The organism is Pseudofrankia coriaricola (assembly GCF_032027725.1).
In the GTDB taxonomy this organism is placed as follows: Bacteria; Actinomycetota; Actinomycetes; order Frankiales; family Frankiaceae; genus Pseudofrankia.
Genome location: NZ_JASNFO010000093.1, coordinates 30,341 through 50,275 on the forward strand (window position 1 = coordinate 30,341; position 19,935 = coordinate 50,275).

Below are 19,935 nucleotides of genomic sequence, written 5' to 3' on the forward strand. Positions count from 1 at the left end.
GGCCACCCCCATACGCGCCGACCCCGGAACCACGCGGGGAGGGCGCCCAGCGCCCGACACGAGGCGAGCGCGCCCAGCGCCTCGCCTCGACACCGAGGCGAGCGCGCCCAGCCCCACCTAAGGCATAGAGGTAACCCGACCACAGCCGGTGACGGCGCCACTAGCGCTGCATCAACCCAGCCACCTCACCTGCCCTGAAAGAGGCTGGCCACCCCCACATGCGCCAGCCCCGGAACCACGCCGGGAGGGCGCTCAGCGCCCGATAGCGAGGCGAGCGCGTTCAGCGCCTCGCCCGCACTGTTTGGCAGACCTCGCGGGTCGCGCTGGACCGGTTCAGGGTGATGAAGTGCAGGCCGGGGGCGCCGCCCGCGAGCAGCCGCTCGGACAGGTCGACGGCCACCTCGATACCGATCGCCCGCACCGCCGCCGGGTCGTCGGCCGCGGCGTGCAGCCGCGTGACGAGGTCGGTGGGGAGGTCTGCGCCTGACAGCAGGGCCATCCGCTCGATCTGCGCGACGTTGGTCACCGGCATGATGCCTGGGATGATCGGCGCCTCGCAGCCCCGCGCGCGGACCCGTTCGACGAGCCGGAAATAGTTGTCGGCGCCGAAGAAGAACTGGGTGATCGCGTAGTCGGCGCCGGCGTTGAACTTGCCGACCAGGAAGTCCGCGTCGCTCTCCAGGTCTGGCGAGCGCGGGTGCTTGTCCGGGAACGCGGCGACACCGACGCAGAAGTCGCCGAGCGACTTCACCAGCTCGACGAGCTCGCTCGAGTAGCGCAGCCCCTCCGGGTGGGCGACCCACTCGCCCTGCGGGTTGCCCGGCGGGTCGCCGCGCAGCGCCATCACGTTGCACACCCCGGCGCCGGCGTAGTTGCCGATCACCTGGCGCAGCTCGGCGACGGAGTGGTTCACCGCCGTCAGGTGCCCGATCGGGGTCAGCGTCGTGTCGGTGGCGATCTGCTCGGTGACCCGGATCGTGCCGTCGCGGGTGGACCCGCCGGCGCCGTAGGTCACGGAGACGAACGACGGGTGCAGCGCCTCGATCTCGCGCAGCGCCCGCCACAGCGCGCGCTCGCCGTCCGCGGTCTTCGGCGGGAAGAACTCGAACGAGTACGAGATCTCACCGGCGTCGAGGAAGTCCCGCACCGTCCTAGGGCGCTCCGCCGCGGGAGGTTGTGTCCTCGGAGGCAAGGTCACGGGAGCGCTCCCCACCGCTGTCATGTAATGAGCGTAGCGGCGGCGCGTGCCACTTCCAGAACCACCCCGCCGCTGTGTTGATGGTTCGCGCCGTCCTCCTGCGCTCACGTGCGCTACGGCGACCTCCGCTGCGGCCCAACCACGTCACGACCTCCGGAATCGGCTTCGCCGATTCCGCAGGGACCCCGTCGCTCGTGGCCGGGCCTCCGCGGAGGCGCGCCTCCGCGCCCAGCTCGGTCACGAACCGCTTGAACGTCACCAATCCAAGACGGCGCCGGAGCGCGCTGCCTACAACTCAGATCTGGCGGGTGCCGCCGGCGGCGGGGGTGCCGACGCGGACCGGGCCCCCGTGGCTGCGTACCAGGACGGTGCTCGGCGCGTCCGGGTCGGAGTCGACGTCGACGCGCGCCGGGCTCGCCGGGTCCGCGGACTCGACCTCGACCGCGTATCGGCCGTCCGGCAGCACGACGGTGATCGCGCCAGGGCCGCCGGTGATCGCGAGTCGCCGCGGCTGGCCGGTGAAGTGCAGGCTGATGTCCCCGGCCGCGCTGCGCGCGGTCACCGCCGCTCCGGACAGCTCGCGCGCGGCGATGGTCGCCGTCTCGGTGACGAGCACCAGGTCCCCCGCCGAGCCCCACATGCTGATCTCACCGGAGCGCAGCTCGACACGCGCCGGCGTCGCGCGCGGCAGCCGCAGCCGCAGCCGAGCCTCGCTCGCCTCGCCGTCCAGGCGCAGCGTCCCGTCGGCCACCGTCAGCCGGGGCAGGGCCCGGCCCACCCGGCGACGTACCGTCAGATCGACCCGCGCGTCGGCACGGTCCTCCTCGCCGATCTCCACCCGGCCGGCGGCGAGACGGACCTCGACGGCGCGCACCCCCTCGACCGTGCGCACGGCGGACATCGGCGGGCGGCGCAGCAGCCGCAGCCCGCCGGCGGCGAGCGCCAGCAGCACGGCACCGAGGACCACCACGAGCGCGTTGCCGACGGGACCGGACACGACGGAAGCTCCATACAGGTATGGATAGGGGACGGATGCGTGGAGGCGCGCCTCCACGGAGCCCCGGCCACGAGCGAAGCGAGGCGGCCCCGCGCGAGTTGAGACTCAGATTGCCGACGTTACAGCGACAGGCGAGCAAGCCGGGAGCGAATGTATGCCCTCCGCGGAGGCCCCGCCACGAGCAAAGCGATACGGCCTCGCACCGGACGGGGCTGGTCATCGATTGATGACGTTCAATCGGTAGGTGACCGTGCGGCGCGGAGGCGCGCCTCCGCGGAGGCCCGGCCACGGAGCGAAGCGAACGTGGTTGGGCCGCAGCGGAGGTCGCCGCAGCGCTCGTTCGCGGAGGAGGACACGGCGCGGAGGTCCCTTGGGAGCGAAGCGAGTAAGGGGCCGTAGTGCCGTGCCCGCACGGAGCGAACCAATGTCACAGGAGGCGGCGTGCGGACGGTGACCGGGCCGACGGACCACGTGGTGGTGGTCGGCGCGGGTCTGGGCGGGCTGTCCGCCGCGCTGCGGCTGGCAGGAGCCGGCCGGCGGGTGACCGTGCTGGAGCGGGCGGACGTCCCCGGCGGTCGGGCCGGGGTGTGGCGCGCCGGCGGCTACCAGTTCGACACCGGCCCGACCGTGCTGACGATGCCGGACCTGGTCGCCGACGCGTTCGCCGCCGTCGGCGAGGACCTCGCCGACTGGCTGACGCTGCGCCCCCTCGACCCGATGTACCGGGCGCGCTTCGCCGACGGGTCGACGCTTGACGTCCGGGCCGACCCTGAGGCGACGGCCGCCGGCATCGAGGCGCTGTGCGGCCCGGCGGAGGCCGCCGGCTACCGGCGTTTCGTCGAGCTGGTGAGCGCGATCTACCGGGCCGAGATGCACGGCTTCATCGACGCCCAGCTCGACTCGCCGCTGGCGCTGCTGCGCCCGTCGCTCGCGCGCCTGGCCGCGCTCGGGGCCTTCCGCCGCCTCGACCGGCTGGTCGGCGCCCACCTGCGCGACCCGCGGACCCGCCGGCTGTTCTCGTTCCAGGCGATGTACGCCGGCCTCGCGCCGAGCCAGGCGCTCGGGGTCTATGCGGTGATCTCCTATATGGACTCGGTGGCGGGCGTGTTCCACGCCGAGGGCGGGATGCACGCGGTGCCGACGGCGATGGCGGCCGCCGCGGCTAAGCACGGCGTGACGCTGCGCTACGGCACCGCGGTCACCGAGGTGGAGGTCCGGGCCGGGCGGGCGGTGGCGGTGCGTACCGCCGACGGCGAGCGGGTCGCCGCCGACGTGGTGGTACTCAACCCCGACCTACCGACCGCCTACCGGGAGCTGCTGCCGCCGGCCGTGGCGCCGGCGCGGCTGACCCGGCTGCGCTACTCGCCGTCGTGCTTCCTGCTGCTCGCGGGCGCGAGCGCCGCCGCCCACCCCGACGCCGGCCGCCCGGACACCGCCGCCCAGCACACGATCCACTTCGGCCAGGCCTGGCGCCGGACGTTCGCCGAGATCATCGGGCGGGGCGACCTGATGACCGACCCGTCGTTCCTGGTGAGCGTCCCGTCGGTGACCCAGCCCGCGCTCGCGCCGGCGGGCGGGCACGCGTTCCACGTGCTGTTCCCGACGCCGAACACGGTGACGGGTGCGGGGCTGGACTGGTCGGTGATTGGCCCGCGTTACCGCGAAGAGGTGGTTGCGGCCCTGGAGAGCCGGGGATACCGGGGTTTTGGCGCTTCGGTGGCGGTGGAGTCGATCACCACGCCGGCGGACTGGCAGGCGCGCGGGATGACCGCCGGCGCGCCGTTCGCGGCGGCGCACACCTTCCGGCAGACCGGCCCGTTCCGGCCCGGAAACCTGGCTCCCGGCCTGGAGAACGTCGTGTTCGCCGGCAGCGGCACCCGCCCGGGCGTCGGCGTGCCGATGGTGTTGATCTCCGGGCGGCTGGCGGCGGAACGTGTCATCGGGAGCCGCGGCGCCCGGCTACTCCCGGTCAGTACACGCGCGCCCCTAACCGCCTTAAGAAACCGTAACCGCCTTAAGAAACCGTAAACAAACGGGACGAGCCCGGCCGAGCCTCGGCTTTCCCTGCCGGTTTCCCGGCACGGCTGGGAGAATGAGCCCATGGAAGATCGGGAGGAGGCGCTGACCGCACCGGACACGACCAGCGACGCGGCGCTGCTGGAACGCGCGCTGTTCGAGGTGAAGAAGGTCATCGTCGGCCAGGACCGCATGGTCGAACGGATGCTGGTCGCGCTGCTGGCGCGCGGGCACTGCCTGCTGGAGGGCGTGCCGGGCGTGGCGAAGACGCTGGCCGTGCAGACGCTGGCCGACGTCGTGGGCGGCAGCTTCGTGCGCATCCAGTTCACCAATGACCTGGTCCCGTCCGACATCGTCGGTACACGGGTCTACCGGGCCAGCCGTGAGACGTTCGACATCGAGCTTGGCCCGATCTTCGCGAACTTCGTCCTGGCCGACGAGATCAACCGGGCGCCGGCGAAGGTGCAGTCGGCGCTGCTGGAGGTCATGTCGGAGAAGCAGGTCTCGCTCGGCGGCGTCACCCACCGGCTGCCGGTCCCGTTCCTGGTGCTGGCCACCCAGAACCCGATCGAGTCCGAGGGCGTCTACCCGCTGCCCGAGGCGCAGCGCGACCGCTTCCTGATGAAGGTCAACGTCCCGTACCCCACGGCGGGCGAGGAGCTGGAGATCGTCCGGCGGATGGGAGTGCGCCCCCCGAAGGCCGACCGGGTGCTCGACCCGAAGACGCTGGTGCGTCTACAGGAGCGGGCCGACGACGTTTTCGTCCACCACGCGATCATGGACTATGCCGTCCGGCTGGTGCTGGCGAGCCGCGCGCCGGAGGCGCACGGCCTGCCCGACCTCGCGGGCCTGCTCACCTACGGCGCGTCGCCGCGCGCCTCGCTCGGCCTGATCGCGGCCGCGCGGGCGCTCGCGCTGCTGCGCGGTCGGGACTACACCGTGCCGGACGACGTGCGCGCGGTCACGCTCGACGTCCTGCCGCACCGGCTCGTGCTCTCCTACGACGCGCTCGCCGACGGCCTGAGCTCCGACGAGATCGCCGCCCGCATCGTCGCCGGCATACCGGCTCCGCAGATCGCCCCCCGTCAGCAGGCAGGGGCGCGTGTCCCGGTCGGCGCCAGCGGCCGCTGGTCCCCGAACGTCAGCTCCGGCTTTCCCGAGTACCAGGACGAGGACCGGCCGGCATGACCGACCCCCGGCCGGGCATGGGCTGGCGTGCCCGGTTCACCGCCGGGGTCTCCGGCGGCTCGTCGCCGTGGGACGGCTCGCCGCCCGTGCCGGGCATCGGCCGGCCGTGGGCCGGGACCGCGCCGGGCACCGGCACGGCAGCCGGGACGGCCACGCGCGCGCCGGCCGGGACCACTAGCCCCGACGGCACCGGCGGGGCGGCCGGGCCTGACGGGCGGCCACACATGCGGGCCACCGATCCGGTGGTGGAGCGGACGCTTCGCCACCTGGAGCTGACCGTGCTGCGCCGGCTCGACGGGCTGCTGCTCGGCGACTACCTCGGAATCCTGCCCGGGCAGGGCAGCGAGAAGTCCGAGAGCCGCGAGTACCAGTTCGGCGACGACGTCCGCAGGATGGACTGGGCGGTCACCGCCCGCACGACCGTCCCGCATGTGCACGACCTGATCGCCGACCGCGAGCTGGAGACCTGGGCACTGGTCGACCTGACCGCGAGCCAGAGCTTCGGCAGCGCCCGCTGCGAGAAGCGCGAGCTCGCGATCGCCGCCACCGCCGCCGTCGGCTTCCTGACCGCGCGGACCGGCAACCGGATGGGCGCGGTCGCGCTCACCGACACCGGCACCCGGGTGATCCCGGCAAGACCCGGCCGCGCCGGCCTGCGCGCGCTGCTGCGCACCCTGCTGGCCATCGAGCCCTCCGCCGCCGTGCCGCCGGGACGGGGCACGTTCGGGCGCCGCGCGCCCGACGCCGCCCAGGCGTCCCGGTTCGCCGGCCAGCCGGCGGCCCCCGCACACCAGCAGGCGCCTCACGCGCGACGTCCCGCGGCGCCGGGGAGCCGCCGGACGGGCACCGACCTCGCGGCGGCGCTCGAGGCGCTGCGCCGGCCGGTACGTCGGCGCGGGCTGGTGGTCGTGGTGTCCGACTTCCTGTCCGTCGACCTGAGCTGGGCACGCCCGCTGCGGGCGCTCGCCGGCCGGCACGACATGCTCGCCGTCGAGATCGTCGACCCGCTGGAGCTGGCGCTGCCCAACGTGGGGCCGCTCGCCGTCGTCGACCCAGAGACGGGCGACCTGTTCGACCTGCCCACCCACTCGCGCCGCTTCCGCGAGCGCTACGAGGCGGCCGCGACCCGCCACCGCGACGAGGTGGCCGCGGCGCTGCGCGGCGCCGGCGCGGCGCACCTGCGCCTGCGCACCGACACGGACTGGCTGATCGAGATCGCCCGGTACGCGGCGGCGAGCCGTCGAGGGCAGGCCGCGCTGCGCGGAGCTGGCGGGGGCGGGGGCGCCGCCAGGGCACGCGCCGCCAGGCAGGCGGCCGGCCAGCACCGCCCGGCGGCCACGGTCCGCCCGATCCGAACAGGCGATACGACGACATGAGCTTCCTGTCCGCCCAATGGCTGTGGCTGCTGTTCGCCGTCGCGGCGCTGCTCGCCTGGCACATCGTCGTCTCGGTCCGCCGCCGCGGCTACGCGGCCCGGCTCGCGTCCGCCTCCACGCTCGCCTCGGTGCTGCCGATGCGGCCGCGGTGGTGGCGCCGGCACATCCCGGCCGCGCTCATGCTGCTCGCGCTCACCGGGATGGTCTTCGCGCTCGCCCGCCCGGCCAAGACGCAGCGGGTGCCACGGGAACGGGCCACGATCATGCTCGCGATCGACGTGTCGAACTCGATGGCGGCCACCGACATCGCCCCGAACCGACTGGCGGCGGCCAAGCAGGGCGCCCAGGCGTTCGTCGACCAGCTGCCGCCCAGGATCAACTTGGGGCTCGTGTCGTTCTCCGGCAGCGCCGCGGTGCTGGTGCCGCCGAGCACCGACCGGGAGGCGATCCGCTCGGCGATCAACGGCCTGCAGCTCGGCCCGGCGACCGCGATCGGCGAGGGCATCTACGCGTCGCTGCAGGCGATCAGCGCCGCGGGTGAGCGCCTGTCCGACGCCGGCCAGTCCCCGCCGCCGGCGGCGATCGTGCTGCTCTCCGACGGGGAGACGACCAGGGGCCGGCCCAACACCCAGGCCGGCCAGGCGGCCAAGGACGCGCACGTCACCGTCGACACGATCGCCTACGGCACCGCCGGCGGCACGCTCGACGTCGGCGGGCAGCTGATCCCGGTGCCGGTGAACGAGCCCGCGCTGCGCCAGATCGCCGAGCAGACCGGCGGCTCGCACCACCGGGCCACCTCGGGCGACGAGCTCACCTCGGTGTACAAGGGCCTGGGCAGCTCGATCGGCTACCGCAAGGAGTTCCGCGAGATCACCCCTGCCTTCGTCGGCGCCAGCCTCGCGCTCGGGCTGGCCGCCGGCGCCCTCGGCCTCGCCTTCGGCCGCCGGCTCCCCTGAACCCGCGAGCAGGGCCAGCGGTTCAGGCGAGCGCCTTGCCCGGGGCAGGGGTCCCCGGGGTCCCTGCCGGATCGGCGACAGGGTCCCTGCGGATCGGCGGAGCCGATCTGGGAGGTTAGCGATCTGGGAGTTCGGCGATCTGGAAGGTCCGCGATTCGTCTCCCGATCCATCTCCACGCCAGACTCACGGAATCACGCCTGGTCGGACATTGGCGAATTGGTGGGGCAGGCCGTAGCGTCGGGGGCGGGGGTCCCCGGCGATCTGCCCTGTAGCCAGTCCCGCGTCGGACTCACGGAACCAAGGTTGTCGAGGAATCTGGCAGATCGGTGGGGCAAGCCGTGAGCGTCGCCCAGGACGCCGAGTTGGCCGCGATCGCCGCGGAGCCGATACTGCGCCGCTCCTACGCCGCCGCGCGCAAGCTCAACGTCGAACACGGCCGCACCTACTATCTGGCGACCCTTCTGCTCCCGGCATGGAAGCGGCCGTATGTGCACGCCCTCTACGGGTTCGCACGGTACGCCGACGACATCGTCGACAGCCTGGACTCCCAGCTGCCGGCCGCCGAGCGGGCCGCCTGGCTCGCCGACTGGGGCGGCCGTCTGGTCGACACCCTGCGCCGCGGCGCGGACGCCGGGCCCGCCGATCGCGCACGGCATCCCGACCGGGACGACGTGTCGGTGCTGCCGGCCGTCATCCACACGATCCGCCGCTGGGACCTGCCCGTCGGCTACTTCGACTCGTTCCTCGCGTCGATGGCGATGGACCTCACCGTCACCGGCTACGACACGTTCGACGACCTGATGACCTATGTCTACGGCTCGGGCACCGTCATCGGCCTGCAGATGCTGCCGGTCCTGGGGCCCTCCTCCCCCGCCGCGGCCCCGTACGCCGGCGACCTCGGCACCGCCTTCCAGCTGATCAACTTTCTGCGCGACGTCGGCGAGGACCTGCGCCGCGGCCGGGTCTACCTGCCGCGCGAGTCGATGGACCTGTTCGGCGTCACCCGGGAGAAGCTCGCGACCGGGGTGGTCGACGGCGCCGTGCGCCGGCTGCTGTGCCACGAGATCGGCCGGGCGCGTGAGCTGCTGCGCGGCGCCACTCCCGGCATCCGGCTGCTGCACCCGACCTCGCGCGACTGCGTCTGGACGGCGGCCCGCCTCTACGGCGGCATCCTCGACGAGATCGAGAAGGCCGACTACCAGGTGCTGTCCCGCCGGGTCGCCGTGAGCACGCCGCGCCGGCTCTCCGTCGCCGGCGGCGCCCTGCTACGCAGCCAGAGCCGCCGCCTCGTGCCGCGGCAGCGCTAGAACTCCCCACGGAAACGATCCGCTCGATCACCCACAGGCGCGGATGGCGTCGATGTTCCACTGATAGCGTGGCCGGTACCTAGACGCGTCATCTAGGTACCGGCTCGGCCGCGCGGCTGTCGATCGAACGCCGCCGGGGAAAGCGCCGGCCCCAATCTCATTCAGGAACGACGGGACTCGATGCTCGACAAGCGCTTCATCCGGGAGAACCCGGACGTCGTGAAGCAGGCGGTGCGCGTCAAGGGGCTCGACCTTGACGTCGACGAGCTGCTCCAGCTCGACCAGGACAACCGCAAGCTGCAGTTCGAGGTCGACACGGCGCAGGCCCGCCGCAAGTCCTTCTCCAAGGAGTTCGCCAAGGCCGACGAGGTCCGCAAGGCCGAGCTGCGCGCCGAGAGCACCACCTTCGACAAGCAGCTGCAGGAGCTGCGCGAGCAGCTGTCCGCGACCAGCGCCCGGCTGAACGAGCTGATGCTGGCGACGCCGACCATCCCGTGGGAGGGTGCGCCGGTCGGCGCGGACGAGTCCGCGAACACGGTCGTGCGCACCTGGGGCACCCCGCCTGAGTTCGACTTCACCCCGCTCGACCACGTCGACCTCGCCGAGAAGCGCGGCTGGGCCGAGTTCGCCCGGGCGCGGCGGGTCGCTGGTGAGCGCGCCTACGTGCTGTGCGGCGACGCGGTGCTGTTGGAGCGGGCGCTGCACTCGTACGCCCTCGACCTGCTGCACGGCAGCGGCTTCCGGCTGATGTCAGTGCCCTCGTTGGTCAAGGAAGCCCCGCTGGTCGGCACCGGCATGCTGCCGAAGGGCCGCGCCGAGATCTACGAGATCCCGGCCGACGACGCCTTCCTCGCCGGTACCGCCGAGGTGTCGCTGGTCGGCCTGCACGCCGGCGAGATCCTCGACGCCTCCCGGCTGCCGATCCGGTACGCGGGCATCTCGCCGTGCTTCCGCCGGGAGATCGGCAGCGCGAGCCGGGACGTGCGCGGGCTGCTGCGCGTCCACCAGTTCGAGAAGGTCGAGCAGTTCGTCATCTGCGCCGACGACCAGGACGAGTCGGACCGCTGGCACGCGGAGCTGCTCGGCACCGCCGAGTCGATCCTGCAGGCCCTGGGGCTGGCGTATGAGGTCGTCGAGTGCGCCACCGGCGACATGGGCGTCGGCAAGTATCGGATGAACGACATCAACACCTGGTTCCCGTCGCTCGGGCTGTTCCGGGAGACGCACAGCTGTTCGTCGCTGAAGGACTGGCAGGCGCGGCGGGCGAACGTGCGCTACCGGACCGCGGGCGGCGAGGTCCACTTCGCCTACACCCTGAACAACACCGCGGTCGCCACCCCCCGGCTGCTCGCCGCCGTGCTGGAGAACTTCCAGACGGCCGACGGCGCCCTGCGGGTGCCCGAGGTACTCCGTCCCTACCTGGGCGGCCGCGAAACGTTGTGACGCCCCTGGGGGCGCCCCGCTGGGGCCGCACCATCCGCGGCAGGGGCCCTGCCGCAGATCCGGTAACTTCGCCGACGGGTACCGTCGGACACTCCGTGCCTCCAAGGTTCCGCTAAGGCGATACCAAGGCAACACTTAGCCGGACTCAACAGGCTTGGGCGGTCGGCGGCCGAAAGGCCAAAGAGCGTGCGAAAATGATCTTCTTTCGCACGCTCGGCGGCCATGATCCTCGGGATCACTGTTGGACGCGGACGGTAGGGGCAGGGCGTGCGGAGGGCAGGGAGGCCCGGTAGGTGAGCAACTCGAAGACGCGACGACGGCGCGAGCTGGAGATGGCCAGAGCGCAGCGAGCGGCGGAGCGCCGGCAGGCCGCCCGCCGTCGGCGGCAGCGGATCATCACCATCGTCGCGGCCGCGCTGGTGGTCGTGCTGGGCGGCACGATCACGGCCGTCGTGCTGGCCACCACCGGTGACGGCGGCACCGCCACGGCCACCGCGAGCCCGAGCGCGAGCGCGAACGCGGCCACCACCAAGGTCGGTGACTGCGTCTACACCAAGGACGCCTCCGGCCAGGCGCCGGCGAAGGACGTCTCGATGCCCGCCGCGGCGCCGGCCGTGAGCACCAAGCCCGCGACGATGACCATCAACACGAACCTGGGCACGATGGTCGCGACCCTCGACCCGGCCAAGGCGCCGTGCACGGTCCACGCGATGTACGCGCTGGCGCAGCAGAAGTACTTCGACGACACCCCCTGCCACCGCGAGACCTTCGGGCCCGAGGCCGGCATCTACGTCCTGCAGTGCGGCGACCCGACCGGCACCGGCTCGGGCAGCCCCGGGTTCACCTACAAGAACGAGAACACCGCGGGCGTCAACTACAACCGCGGCGTGCTCGCCATGGCCAACGCCGGCGCGGACACCAACGGCAGCCAGTTCTTCATCAACTACGCCGATCCGAGCGAGGAGGGCGCCCAGGCGCTCGCCGGCGGCTACACCGTCTTCGGCCAGATCACCCAGGGCCTGGACATCCTCGACAAGATCACCAGCCCGGGTGTCGAGGAGGGCGGCTCGGACGGCGCTCCCGTCACCAAGCCCCAGATCACCTCCATCACCGTCGACCAGGAGCAGCCCGCGGCCACCGGGTCCGCGTCGCCGGCGCCCGCCACGAGCCCGGCCGCGTCGCCGGCTCCGACCGCCACCGCCAGCCCGACGTCCTGACGGGTACGGCAAGGGCAAGCCCGACAGCCCAGCCGGGGCTGACCTCGCGGAGGTCAGCCCCGGTGGCGTTTCACGGCGCTAGGAGGCGTTCCACTTCCGGGCGGGGTCGATCCGGGCGCGCAGCGGGGGCGCGGTGGCCTGGCCGCTGGGCGGGCCACCGCAGGCGCGGCGGAGCTCTGCGTGGATCATGCCGTGGGGGCGGCCGGAGCGGTGGTTGTTGGCCGCGACCAGCCGGTTGAGCTCCTTACGCAGCTCGCCGATCACCTCGTGGACCGGGCGGTCGCCCTCCTCCTCGACCGCGGGCGGGCCGGCCTGGGCCGGCGGCGCGACGCCCGCCGCGGTGTCCTTGGCCGCCTTGGACTTGCGGGCGCGCTCGGCGGCGACCTGCGAGGCCTGGCGCTGGCGCAGCAGCGTGGCGACCTGCTCGGGCTCCAGCAGGCCGGGCAGGCCCAGGAAGTCCTCCTCCTCGGCCGAGCCCGCCGCGGCCGGCGCGCCGAACTCGCCGCCGTCGAAGATGACCCGGTCCAGCTCGGCGGAGGAGTCCAGCGCGGTGAACGGTGAGTCCGGCTTGTCGGTGGTGTCGCGGCGCCGGTTGGCCTCGCGCAGCGCGTCGTCGTCGAACCCCTCCGGCTCGCGCAGCGGTTTGTCCAGCGCGTGGTCGCGCTGGACCTCCATCTGGCCGGCGAGGTCGAGCAGCACGGGCACGCTGGGCAGGAACACCGACGCGGTCTCCGCCCGCCCGCGGCCGCGCACGAACCGGCCGACGGCCTGCGCGAAGAACAGCGGCGTCGCCACGGACGTCGCGTAGACGCCGACCGCCAGCCGCGGCACGTCGACGCCCTCGCTGACCATCCGTACCGCGACCATCCAGCGGTCCGTCGAGCGGCGGAACGCCTCGATCCGGTCGGAGGCGGTCGGGTCGTCGGACAGCACGACCGTGGGCTCGGTGCCGCTGATCCGGCGCAGCAGCCCCGCGTAGGCGCGGGCGTTCGCGTGGTCGGTCGCGATCACCAGGCCGCCCGCGTCCGGCATGCCGCCGCGGCGGACCTGGGTCAGCCGCATGTCGGCCGCCGCGAGCACCGCGGGGATCCAGTTGCCCTTCGGGTCGAGCGCCGTGCGCCACGCGGCGGCCGTCTGCTCGTTGTTCAGCGGCTCGCCGAGCCGGGCGGTGAGCTCGGCGCCGGCGCTGGTGCGCCAGCTCATCTCGCCCGAGTACGCGAGGAAGATCACCGGACGGACGACGCCGTCGCGCAGCGCCTCGGCGTAGCCGTAGGACGAGTCCGCGACGCTGCGCGTCACCCCGTCCTGCCCCGGCACGTAGGTCACGAACGGGATCGGGTTCACGTCGGAGCGAAAGGGGGTCCCCGTGAGCGCCAGGCGGCGCGTGGCCGGGCTGAACGCCTCCCGGATGGCGTCGCCCCACGACAGGGCGTCGCCGCCGTGGTGGATCTCGTCGAGGATCACCAGCGTCCGCCTGGCCTTGGTGCGGGCCAGGTGCAGCGCCGGATGCGCGGCCACCTGGGCGTAGGTGAGCACGACGCCGGTGTAGTCGCGCGAGGTCGCGCCCGCGGAGTTGCGGAAGTTCGGGTCGAGCGAGATGCCGACACCCGCGGCGGCGTCCGCCCACTGCCGCTTGAGGTGCTCGGTCGGCGCGACGACCGACACCGCCGTCACCACACCGGCGGCGAGCAGCTCGGCGGCGGCCGTCAGGGCGAACGTCGTCTTGCCGGCGCCCGGCGTCGCGACCGCGAGGAAGTCGCGGCCACCGGCGGCCGAGGTCGTGCGGTAACGCTCCAGCGCCACCCGCTGCCACTGCCGCAGCGGGCGCCCCACGGTTCGCGGGCCAGGAACGGTCTCGGCGGTCTGCCGCTGTATCTGCCGGGTTGGCTCGGATTGGTGGCGGACGTTCACGGGCTCTGACTCTATGGGGCACCACCGACAACTGGTCGCCCCCGGGGCCAGCGCCGCGCCGACGCCCGCCTCCCGGTGGCCAGGCGGCGGCGCGCGGCGCGGCACGGAACGGGTGACGGCGCGATGACCATGCCAGCCCAGGACGCCCGCGCCCGATGCCTGGGGTTGTTACCGACAGCGAAGCAGAGTGATCTGCACCACATCGGGCCGGCGAGGATTTCCAGCACGGTAGGCGGCACGAGCGTTGGTGACGACCATCTGCACGACAAGATGCACATGCAGTCACGGTGCGCCACGCCGAGGCCACGGACTGAATACGGAGCGCCGAACGGGTAGCTACATTCCGTTTGCCGAAACTCGGGCCTGCACGTTCCGTGAACAATTCCGGAGCGGGCAGCGGTGGACCTGCCTTTCCAACCGGTTACGCTGATCGTGTCCATTGCCTGACCTGGAGGTTGCGCGATGCCGGCACAAGTCGGGACCGAGGCCCGTCCCATTGCGACAGAACCGCGTCGCATGCTGGCCTCCGACCGCGGTCGCGTCACACTTGCCCGGGGCGCCCACACCGGTCAGGGCAACCGCGGCCAGAACACCGCCGGCCCGGGCGCTCACCGCCAGCCCGGCCAGCCCCGCCCAGCCGTCGGCCCACCCGATTCCGAGATGGATGCGGCGAGGCCGGCGCCCGCGCGCACGCCCAATGGGCGGCTGCGCACCTGCCGGGAGGAGAAAGGCTGGTCCCAGGAGCGACTCGCGGTCGAGCTGCGCCGTTTCGCGGTTCTACACGAGGGCCGAGAGGCCGGCGTCACCGGCAACATGATCTGCAAGTGGGAGAAGGGCGACAAGAAACCAAGCCTGCGTTACCAGCGGCTGCTGCGCGCACTTTTCCACCGTTCATCAGCGGAACTCGGGTTCATCGACGACGACCCGTCGACGGGTGTGTCCGCGCCGGGCATGACGGCGGGAATTCTGGGTATAGCGGATGTCGTGGACCCGCACGTAGTGAGCACCATGGCCACGAACAGCTCCAGAAACCATGTCGACCCGACGTCGCCGATTGTCCTGCGCGCCGACGAGGATGTGCACGGCATTCCGGTCGAGCGGCGCGGATTCCTGCGGATGATGGCGGCCGGCGGTGTCGCCGTCGTCCCGATCGGCGCCGCGGTGGCCACTGCGGGCGCCGCCGACGAGGCCCCCTGGGACCGGCTCTCGGCGGCCCTCAGCCAGCGCAGCCCCGTCACCCCCGAGCTCGCCCACCAGCTCAGCCAGCACACCGCCGGGCTTTTCGGCCTGGAGGAGCGGGTGCCCGCCCGCACACTGCTGGGCCGCGTCACCGGCCACCTGTCCACCCTCACCCAGCTGCTCGAGTCGACGACCCGCTCCCCGATCCGGCGCGAGCTCGCCAGCACCGCGGGCGAGACGGCGGCGCTGGCCGGCTGGCTGGCGTTCGACATGAACGACAGCGCCTCGGCGCTCGCCTACTACCGGGTGGCCATCGAGGCCGCCAGGGAGGCCGACGATCCGGCGTTGTGGGCCTGCGTGCTCGGCTACGAGAGCTACCAGCCGGGCGCGGCCGGCCGCCACGACCAGGCCTGCGCGCTGCTCGCCGAGGCACAGCGCCGGATCGGGCGCGGCGCGAACCCCCTGACCCGGTCATGGCTCGCCGCCAGGGAGGCCGAGGAGCAGGCGGCGCGCGGCGACGGCCGCGCGGCGGCCGCCGCGGTCGACCGGGCACAGGAGGCGTTCGCGAAGGCCGACACGCCGGACCGGGTCTGGACCGGATTCTTCGACCGAGGCCGCCTCGACGGCCTGCGGGTGACCACGATGATGCGGCTACGCCGCCCGACCGCCGCCTACGCGGCGGCCAGCGACGCGCTGCGCGCGGCCGGCCCCGCCGCCACCAAGAAGCGTTCCCTCCTGCTCGCCGACATCGCCGAGGTGCACCTCCAGCGGCGCGACATCGACAGCTCCTGCCGGTTCGCCGCCGACGCGCTGGCCATCGTCGCGCAGACGGACTTCTCCCTCGGCCTCGGCCGCGTCCAGCGGGTCCGCCAACGCCTCGCCCCGTGGCAGTCCACCGTCGCCGTCCGCGACCTCGACGAACAACTCCGCGCCCTCGCTGTATAGCTGGTTCGCTCCGTGCGGGCACGGCGCTACGGCCCCTTACTCGCTTCGCTCCCAAGGGACCTCCGCGCCGTGTCCTCCTCCGCTCACGTGCGCTACGGCGACCTCGCGGAGGCCCGACCCACTTCGCTTCGCTCGTGGGCCGGGCCTCCGCGAGGTACGCCTCCGCGCCAGCTCGGTTGCGTGCCGCCGTAACGTCACCAACCCGAAGCCGGCAGCTCTCGCATAGCCGCCACCTCGCTTCGCTCGTGGACGGGCCTCCGCGCCGGCCCGGTGGCGTCCCGCTGCAACGTCACCAATCCAAAACCGGCCCCGACACGGGGCTAGATCCTTCGCGGGAACCACCGCTTGGGCGTAAAGCCCACCCCACGAGCGCAGCGAAATGCCCCCGACACGAGGCCCGGCCAGGGTGCTGCACGTTCCAGCGGCGGGTGACCGTGCTGGGCGCGGAGGCGCGCCTCGCGGAGGCCTGCCTACGAGCGAAGCGAAGTGGGTCGGGCCGCAGCGAGGTCGCCGTAGCGCACGTGAGCGCAGGAGGACGGCGCGCGGAGGTCCCTTGCGAGCCGCCAGGCGAGCAAGGGACCGGAGCGCGCCGCCCGGACGGAGCGAACCAGAAACAACCTTTAGCCCCGACCCCACGCTTGTCCCAGAGCGAACCAGCAACAACCTTCCCGCCCAACCCCGGGCCGAGCGCGGGGCCGGAGCGGACCAGAAATACGGCTCCGCTTGTGGAATAGCCGGTCGGCCGGAGCCGGTTACCGTATTCTCGCTTGTCCGGCGGCAGGGTATTTCGACATCGGCGTGGACCCACGGAACCTCGAATGGGAACGGAGTCCGGCCCGAAATACTGAGCCCGGAAAATGAGCGTTCACACGGGATAGGGGTAATTGTCGGGGCATGAGGCCACCGCGCCCCGGGCGTGGAGGTCGTCGATGGCCGCCTCGTCGTAGCCGAGCTCGGTGAGGATCTCCCGGGTGTGCTGGCCGTAGAGCGGCGCCGGCCGGTCCGGGCGGGTCGGGGTATCGCTGAAGGTCATGAGGTTGCCGAACTGGCGGACCCGGCCGAGCAGCGGGTGGGTGTGCTCGGTGACCAGGCCGAGGCGCACCAGGTCCTCGTCGAACAGCAGGGTCTCGCCGTCGCGGGTGTCCGCCGAGATCTCGGCCGGCACCCCGGCCGCGTCGAGGGCGCGCACCCAGGCCAGCGCGCGGTCGGCGCGGAACGCCTCGGCGAGCAGGGCGGTGAGCTCGGCGCGGCGCTCCTCTCGGGCGTCCGGCGTGGCGAACCGCGGGTCGGAGGCGAGCTCGGCGCGGCCCAGCACCGCGCACAGCGCCGGCCAGTGCTCGGGGCGCACCGCGGCCAGCTGCAGCCAGCCGTCCCGGGTCTCGTACAGCCGGTAAAGCGCGCCGAGGCCGAGCTGCTCGCGATCGAGCGTGCCGCGCGGCGACGGGGTGCCGTCGGCGGCGAGCCAGGAGTCGGCGGTGTGCAGCATGCTGCCGTGCAGGATCGACGTCCACACCGACTGGCTCACCCCGGTGCCGCCGCGGTGGAAGAGCGCGACCAGGACGCCGAAGACCGACGGGATGGCGGCGGCGATGTCGCCGTGCCCGTAGCGGTACCAGAGCGGCGGGTTGCCCTCGGGGACCGGGCCCTGCTCCCATTCGATGCCGCTGGCCGCCTGGCCGAGCGGGTCGAGCCCGCCCAGGTGGGAGTACGGCCCCACCGGCCCGTACATGTACGTGTTGCAGTACAGGATGTCGGGTCGCACCGCCTTGCAGTGCTCGTGGCCGATGCCGAGCCGGTCGGCGATGCCCTTCTGCATGTTGTGGTGGACGACGTCGGCGGTCGCGACCAGCCGCAGCGCGATGGCCAGGCCCTCGGGCTTCTTCAGGTCGAGAACGATGTCGCGCTTGCCGCGCTGGCAGCCCAGGAACGGGCCGACGTTGCGGTGGCGCATGCCGTCGCCGTGGATCGACTCGACCTTGATGACCTCGGCGCCGAGGTCGGCCAGCAGCATCGGCCCGAACGGGCCAGCCAGAAACTGGCCGAAGTCGATGACGCGAATGCCTTCGAGTGGCCCGGGCACGGTCAGATCACTCCCTTCGCGCGCAGGTCGGCGAGCTCGGCGGCGTCGTGGCCGAGCGCGCCGAGCACCTCGTCGGTGTGCGCCCCGGCCGTCGGGCGCGGCCCGGCCACCGCGCCCGGGGTCGCCTCGAGGAAGACGACGGGGCCGACCTGGGTGGTGGGACCAACCTCGGGGTCGACGACCTCGACCACCGATCCGGTGGCCAGCAGCTGCGGATGGCTGAACCGCTCGTGCGGCGGCCCGATCGGCTCGGCGTTGCGCCCGGCGGCGTGGAACTCGCCGATCAGCTCGGCGCGGTCACGGCAGGCGAAGGCCGCCGCCTTCTTCGTCTCGCGCGCGGCCCGCTCGGCCGGCGACATCGCGTAGACGACGGCCGGTTCGACGTCCTCGATGCCGAGGATCTCGCCCTCGGTGCGGGTCGGCTTCCCGCCGGTCACCATCGCCGCATGGATCCACTCGCCGTTCGCGCACTCGTAGATGCCGGCCTGGTGGATGGAGGGGAACGAGTTCGGCAGGCCATGCTGGCCGGTGTCGGTCCAGTTCCAGTTCTGGGTGGTCAGCGACATCGCCCCCGCGAGCAACGACACCTCGACCCGCTGGCCCCGGCCGGTGCGCTGCCGGGCGACGAGCGCGGCCATGATCGCTACGGGGACGAGATACGCGGCGGCGAGGCTCGCCACCGGGCTGTGCTGAAACACCGGCCCGGGGCGGTGGCTCGGGACCTCCCAGTGCAGCCCGGCCCGTGCCGACACCAGCGCGTCGTAGCCGGGCCGGTCCGCGAAGCGGCTTCCAGCCGGCCAGGCCGGCACCGCGCAGTAGACGAGCCGGGGGAACTCGTCGCGCAGGTCGGCGTAGCCGAGCCCGAGGCCGGCCATCGTCCCGGCCGCGAACGCCTCCACCAGCACGTCCGCGGTGGCGAGCAGCTCTCGGAACAGCCTCGTGCCGTCGGCGCTCTTCAGGTCGAGCGTCACCGAGCGCCTGCTGCGGTCGTAGACCACGGACGCGGGCTCGGCCCGTCCGGGCCGGCCGCCCGGCGGCTCGACCTTGATCACGTCAGCTCCGTGCTCGGCGAGCTGCAGCACGCCGAGCGGCCCGGCGATCCCGCCGGTCAGATCCAGCACACGAACACCGTCAAGAGCCTGCATGGGCCGCGCCTAGGCCTTCCGTCTCAGCCGTCCACCCGGATCTGGGCCGGCGCTCCCGAGGGCTCCGAGGGCCCGGGGGTGGCGCGCCGGCGGCGCCCGGCCGGTGATCCGATGGTCGGTCAGGAATGGTTCGTCCGAAATGGGCGGTCAGGGGCTCTGAACGGGCCGCAGGTGCTGGTCTAGGAACGCGGTCGCGTCCGCCCAGGCCGCGAGGTCCGCCGCCTCGTCCCGCATTGGGCCCCATGGGGAGCTGAACGCGTGACCGGCGCCGGCGTAGCGGCGGACCTCGGCGTCGACGCCCCAGCTCTCGATGCGGGTCCTCAGCTCGTCGAGCAGCTCCGGTGGCGCGACCGAGTCGGCCTCGCCGTAGAGGAACAGCGCCGGGCAGGTGAGCTGCCAGAGCAGGTCCAGCGGGTGCACGGGCGTGCGTGGCCCGAGCTCGTGGAAGCGGGGCTGGCTCGGGTAGTAGAGCACCGCGGCGGCGACGTCTCCACGGCCGCAGGCGGCGAGCCAGGCCAGCGTTCCGCCGGTGCAGTAGCCCCAGACGGCGACCCTGCGCGCGTCCACGGCGGGATGGGCGCGCAGGGCGTCGACGGCGGCGGCCAGGTCGCGTGCGCCGCGGGTGAAGTCGAGCCGGTCGACGTGCTCGCGGACCTCGGTGAAGTCGTCGTAGGCCTCGGTCTTGGCCGGGCCCTGGCCGCGGTAGTAGTCGGGCACCGTCGACGCGTAGCCCAGGTCGGCGAGCCGTCGCTGGACGTCCAGGATGAACGGGTTGACGCCGTAGGCCTCCGCCCCGAGGACGACGCCGGGAAACGGCCCCGGGCCTTCCGGCGTCACTACGGGCGACGCCGGGCCAGGCAGGAAGCGCTCGGCTGACGCTAAGTCGGACTCCACCTCGATCGGCCCACCTCAGGCTCGGTCCACCAGTTTTCGTGGCAGTGTCGCGACGTGAATACTAGGTCCGGCCGAGCAGGAC

Annotated in this window: 14 protein-coding genes; 8 read left to right on the forward strand and 6 right to left on the reverse strand. The window is 73.1% G+C overall.

Annotated features, from left to right (window positions below; genetic code table 11):
* Nucleotides 1-280 precede the first annotated feature (280 nt).
* Nucleotides 281-1,222, reverse strand: a complete 942-nt coding sequence (gene metF / locus QOZ89_RS37735) for a methylenetetrahydrofolate reductase [NAD(P)H] (protein ID WP_397428919.1) — start codon at nt 1,220-1,222, stop codon at nt 281-283.
* A 271-nt stretch (nt 1,223-1,493) separates the two neighbouring features.
* Nucleotides 1,494-2,195: a DUF4097 family beta strand repeat-containing protein gene (locus tag QOZ89_RS37740; protein WP_312628777.1), complete on the reverse strand. Its 702-nt coding sequence runs from the start codon at nt 2,193-2,195 to the stop codon at nt 1,494-1,496.
* Nucleotides 2,196-2,636: 441 nt separating this feature from the next.
* On the opposite strand from QOZ89_RS37740, the gene crtI reads away from it, so the two are divergent.
* The 7 genes from crtI to QOZ89_RS37775 all read left to right on the forward strand — a co-directional run bounded on the left by crtI (nt 2,637) and on the right by QOZ89_RS37775 (nt 11,699).
* A complete protein-coding gene (crtI, locus tag QOZ89_RS37745; protein WP_071052847.1) occupies nt 2,637-4,223 on the forward strand; it encodes a phytoene desaturase family protein in 1,587 nt (528 codons plus the stop codon).
* Between the two features lie 72 nt (nt 4,224-4,295).
* A complete protein-coding gene (locus QOZ89_RS37750; RefSeq protein ID WP_071052848.1) occupies nt 4,296-5,399 on the forward strand; it encodes an AAA family ATPase in 1,104 nt (367 codons plus the stop codon).
* Nucleotides 5,400-5,623: 224 nt separating this feature from the next.
* Nucleotides 5,624-6,775, forward strand: a complete 1,152-nt coding sequence (locus QOZ89_RS37755; RefSeq protein WP_312628802.1) for a DUF58 domain-containing protein — start codon at nt 5,624-5,626, stop codon at nt 6,773-6,775.
* Nucleotides 6,772-7,731 (forward strand): VWA domain-containing protein, encoded by a 960-nt coding sequence (locus QOZ89_RS37760; RefSeq protein WP_312628781.1) that lies wholly within the window; start codon nt 6,772-6,774, stop codon nt 7,729-7,731. The genes QOZ89_RS37755 and QOZ89_RS37760 overlap by 4 nt, the downstream gene beginning before the upstream one ends.
* A gap of 339 nt (nt 7,732-8,070) precedes the next feature.
* Entirely contained in the window at nt 8,071-9,039 is a 969-nt protein-coding gene (locus QOZ89_RS37765) for a phytoene/squalene synthase family protein (RefSeq protein ID WP_071052850.1), read from the forward strand.
* A gap of 180 nt (nt 9,040-9,219) precedes the next feature.
* Complete coding sequence (serS, locus tag QOZ89_RS37770; protein WP_071052851.1) at nt 9,220-10,482, forward strand: serine--tRNA ligase; 1,263 nt, start codon at nt 9,220-9,222, stop codon at nt 10,480-10,482.
* A gap of 293 nt (nt 10,483-10,775) precedes the next feature.
* Nucleotides 10,776-11,699 carry a peptidylprolyl isomerase gene (locus tag QOZ89_RS37775; protein ID WP_071052852.1) on the forward strand — a complete coding sequence of 308 codons (924 nt, stop codon included), beginning with the start codon at nt 10,776-10,778 and terminating at the stop codon, nt 11,697-11,699.
* A 78-nt stretch (nt 11,700-11,777) separates the two neighbouring features.
* Here the strand turns inward: QOZ89_RS37775 and QOZ89_RS37780 are convergent, their stop codons facing one another.
* On the reverse strand, nt 11,778-13,574 hold the full coding sequence (locus QOZ89_RS37780; RefSeq protein ID WP_312628804.1) for a DEAD/DEAH box helicase: 1,797 nt from the start codon (nt 13,572-13,574) through the stop codon (nt 11,778-11,780).
* Nucleotides 13,575-14,270: 696 nt separating this feature from the next.
* Between QOZ89_RS37780 and QOZ89_RS37785 the strand changes: the two genes are divergently transcribed.
* A complete protein-coding gene (locus tag QOZ89_RS37785; RefSeq protein WP_071052858.1) occupies nt 14,271-15,734 on the forward strand; it encodes a helix-turn-helix transcriptional regulator in 1,464 nt (487 codons plus the stop codon).
* 865 nt (nt 15,735-16,599) lie between these two features.
* Here the strand turns inward: QOZ89_RS37785 and QOZ89_RS37790 are convergent.
* The 3 genes from QOZ89_RS37790 to QOZ89_RS37800 all read right to left on the reverse strand — a co-directional run bounded on the left by QOZ89_RS37790 (nt 16,600) and on the right by QOZ89_RS37800 (nt 19,853).
* Nucleotides 16,600-17,814 carry a CaiB/BaiF CoA transferase family protein gene (locus QOZ89_RS37790; protein ID WP_071052853.1) on the reverse strand — a complete coding sequence of 405 codons (1,215 nt, stop codon included), beginning with the start codon at nt 17,812-17,814 and terminating at the stop codon, nt 16,600-16,602.
* Between the two features lie 2 nt (nt 17,815-17,816).
* A complete protein-coding gene (locus tag QOZ89_RS37795; RefSeq protein ID WP_071052854.1) occupies nt 17,817-18,959 on the reverse strand; it encodes a CaiB/BaiF CoA transferase family protein in 1,143 nt (380 codons plus the stop codon).
* 147 nt (nt 18,960-19,106) lie between these two features.
* On the reverse strand, nt 19,107-19,853 hold the full coding sequence (locus tag QOZ89_RS37800) for a dienelactone hydrolase family protein (protein WP_157910602.1): 747 nt from the start codon (nt 19,851-19,853) through the stop codon (nt 19,107-19,109).
* Between the last annotated feature and the right edge of the window lie 82 nt (nt 19,854-19,935).

What these genes read in the sequence shown, in the direction of transcription:
- metF (WP_397428919.1), bottom strand. Translation starts at nt 1,222, where the DNA reads ATGACAGCGGTGGGGAGCGCTCCCGTGACCTTGCCTCCGAGGACACAA.
- QOZ89_RS37750 (WP_071052848.1), top strand. Translation starts at nt 4,296, where the DNA reads ATGGAAGATCGGGAGGAGGCGCTGACCGCACCGGACACGACCAGCGAC.
- QOZ89_RS37755 (WP_312628802.1), top strand. Translation starts at nt 5,624, where the DNA reads ATGCGGGCCACCGATCCGGTGGTGGAGCGGACGCTTCGCCACCTGGAG.
- QOZ89_RS37760 (WP_312628781.1), top strand. Translation starts at nt 6,772, where the DNA reads ATGAGCTTCCTGTCCGCCCAATGGCTGTGGCTGCTGTTCGCCGTCGCG.
- serS (WP_071052851.1), top strand. Translation starts at nt 9,220, where the DNA reads ATGCTCGACAAGCGCTTCATCCGGGAGAACCCGGACGTCGTGAAGCAG.
- QOZ89_RS37785 (WP_071052858.1), top strand. Translation starts at nt 14,271, where the DNA reads ATGGATGCGGCGAGGCCGGCGCCCGCGCGCACGCCCAATGGGCGGCTG.
- QOZ89_RS37795 (WP_071052854.1), bottom strand. Translation starts at nt 18,959, where the DNA reads ATGCAGGCTCTTGACGGTGTTCGTGTGCTGGATCTGACCGGCGGGATC.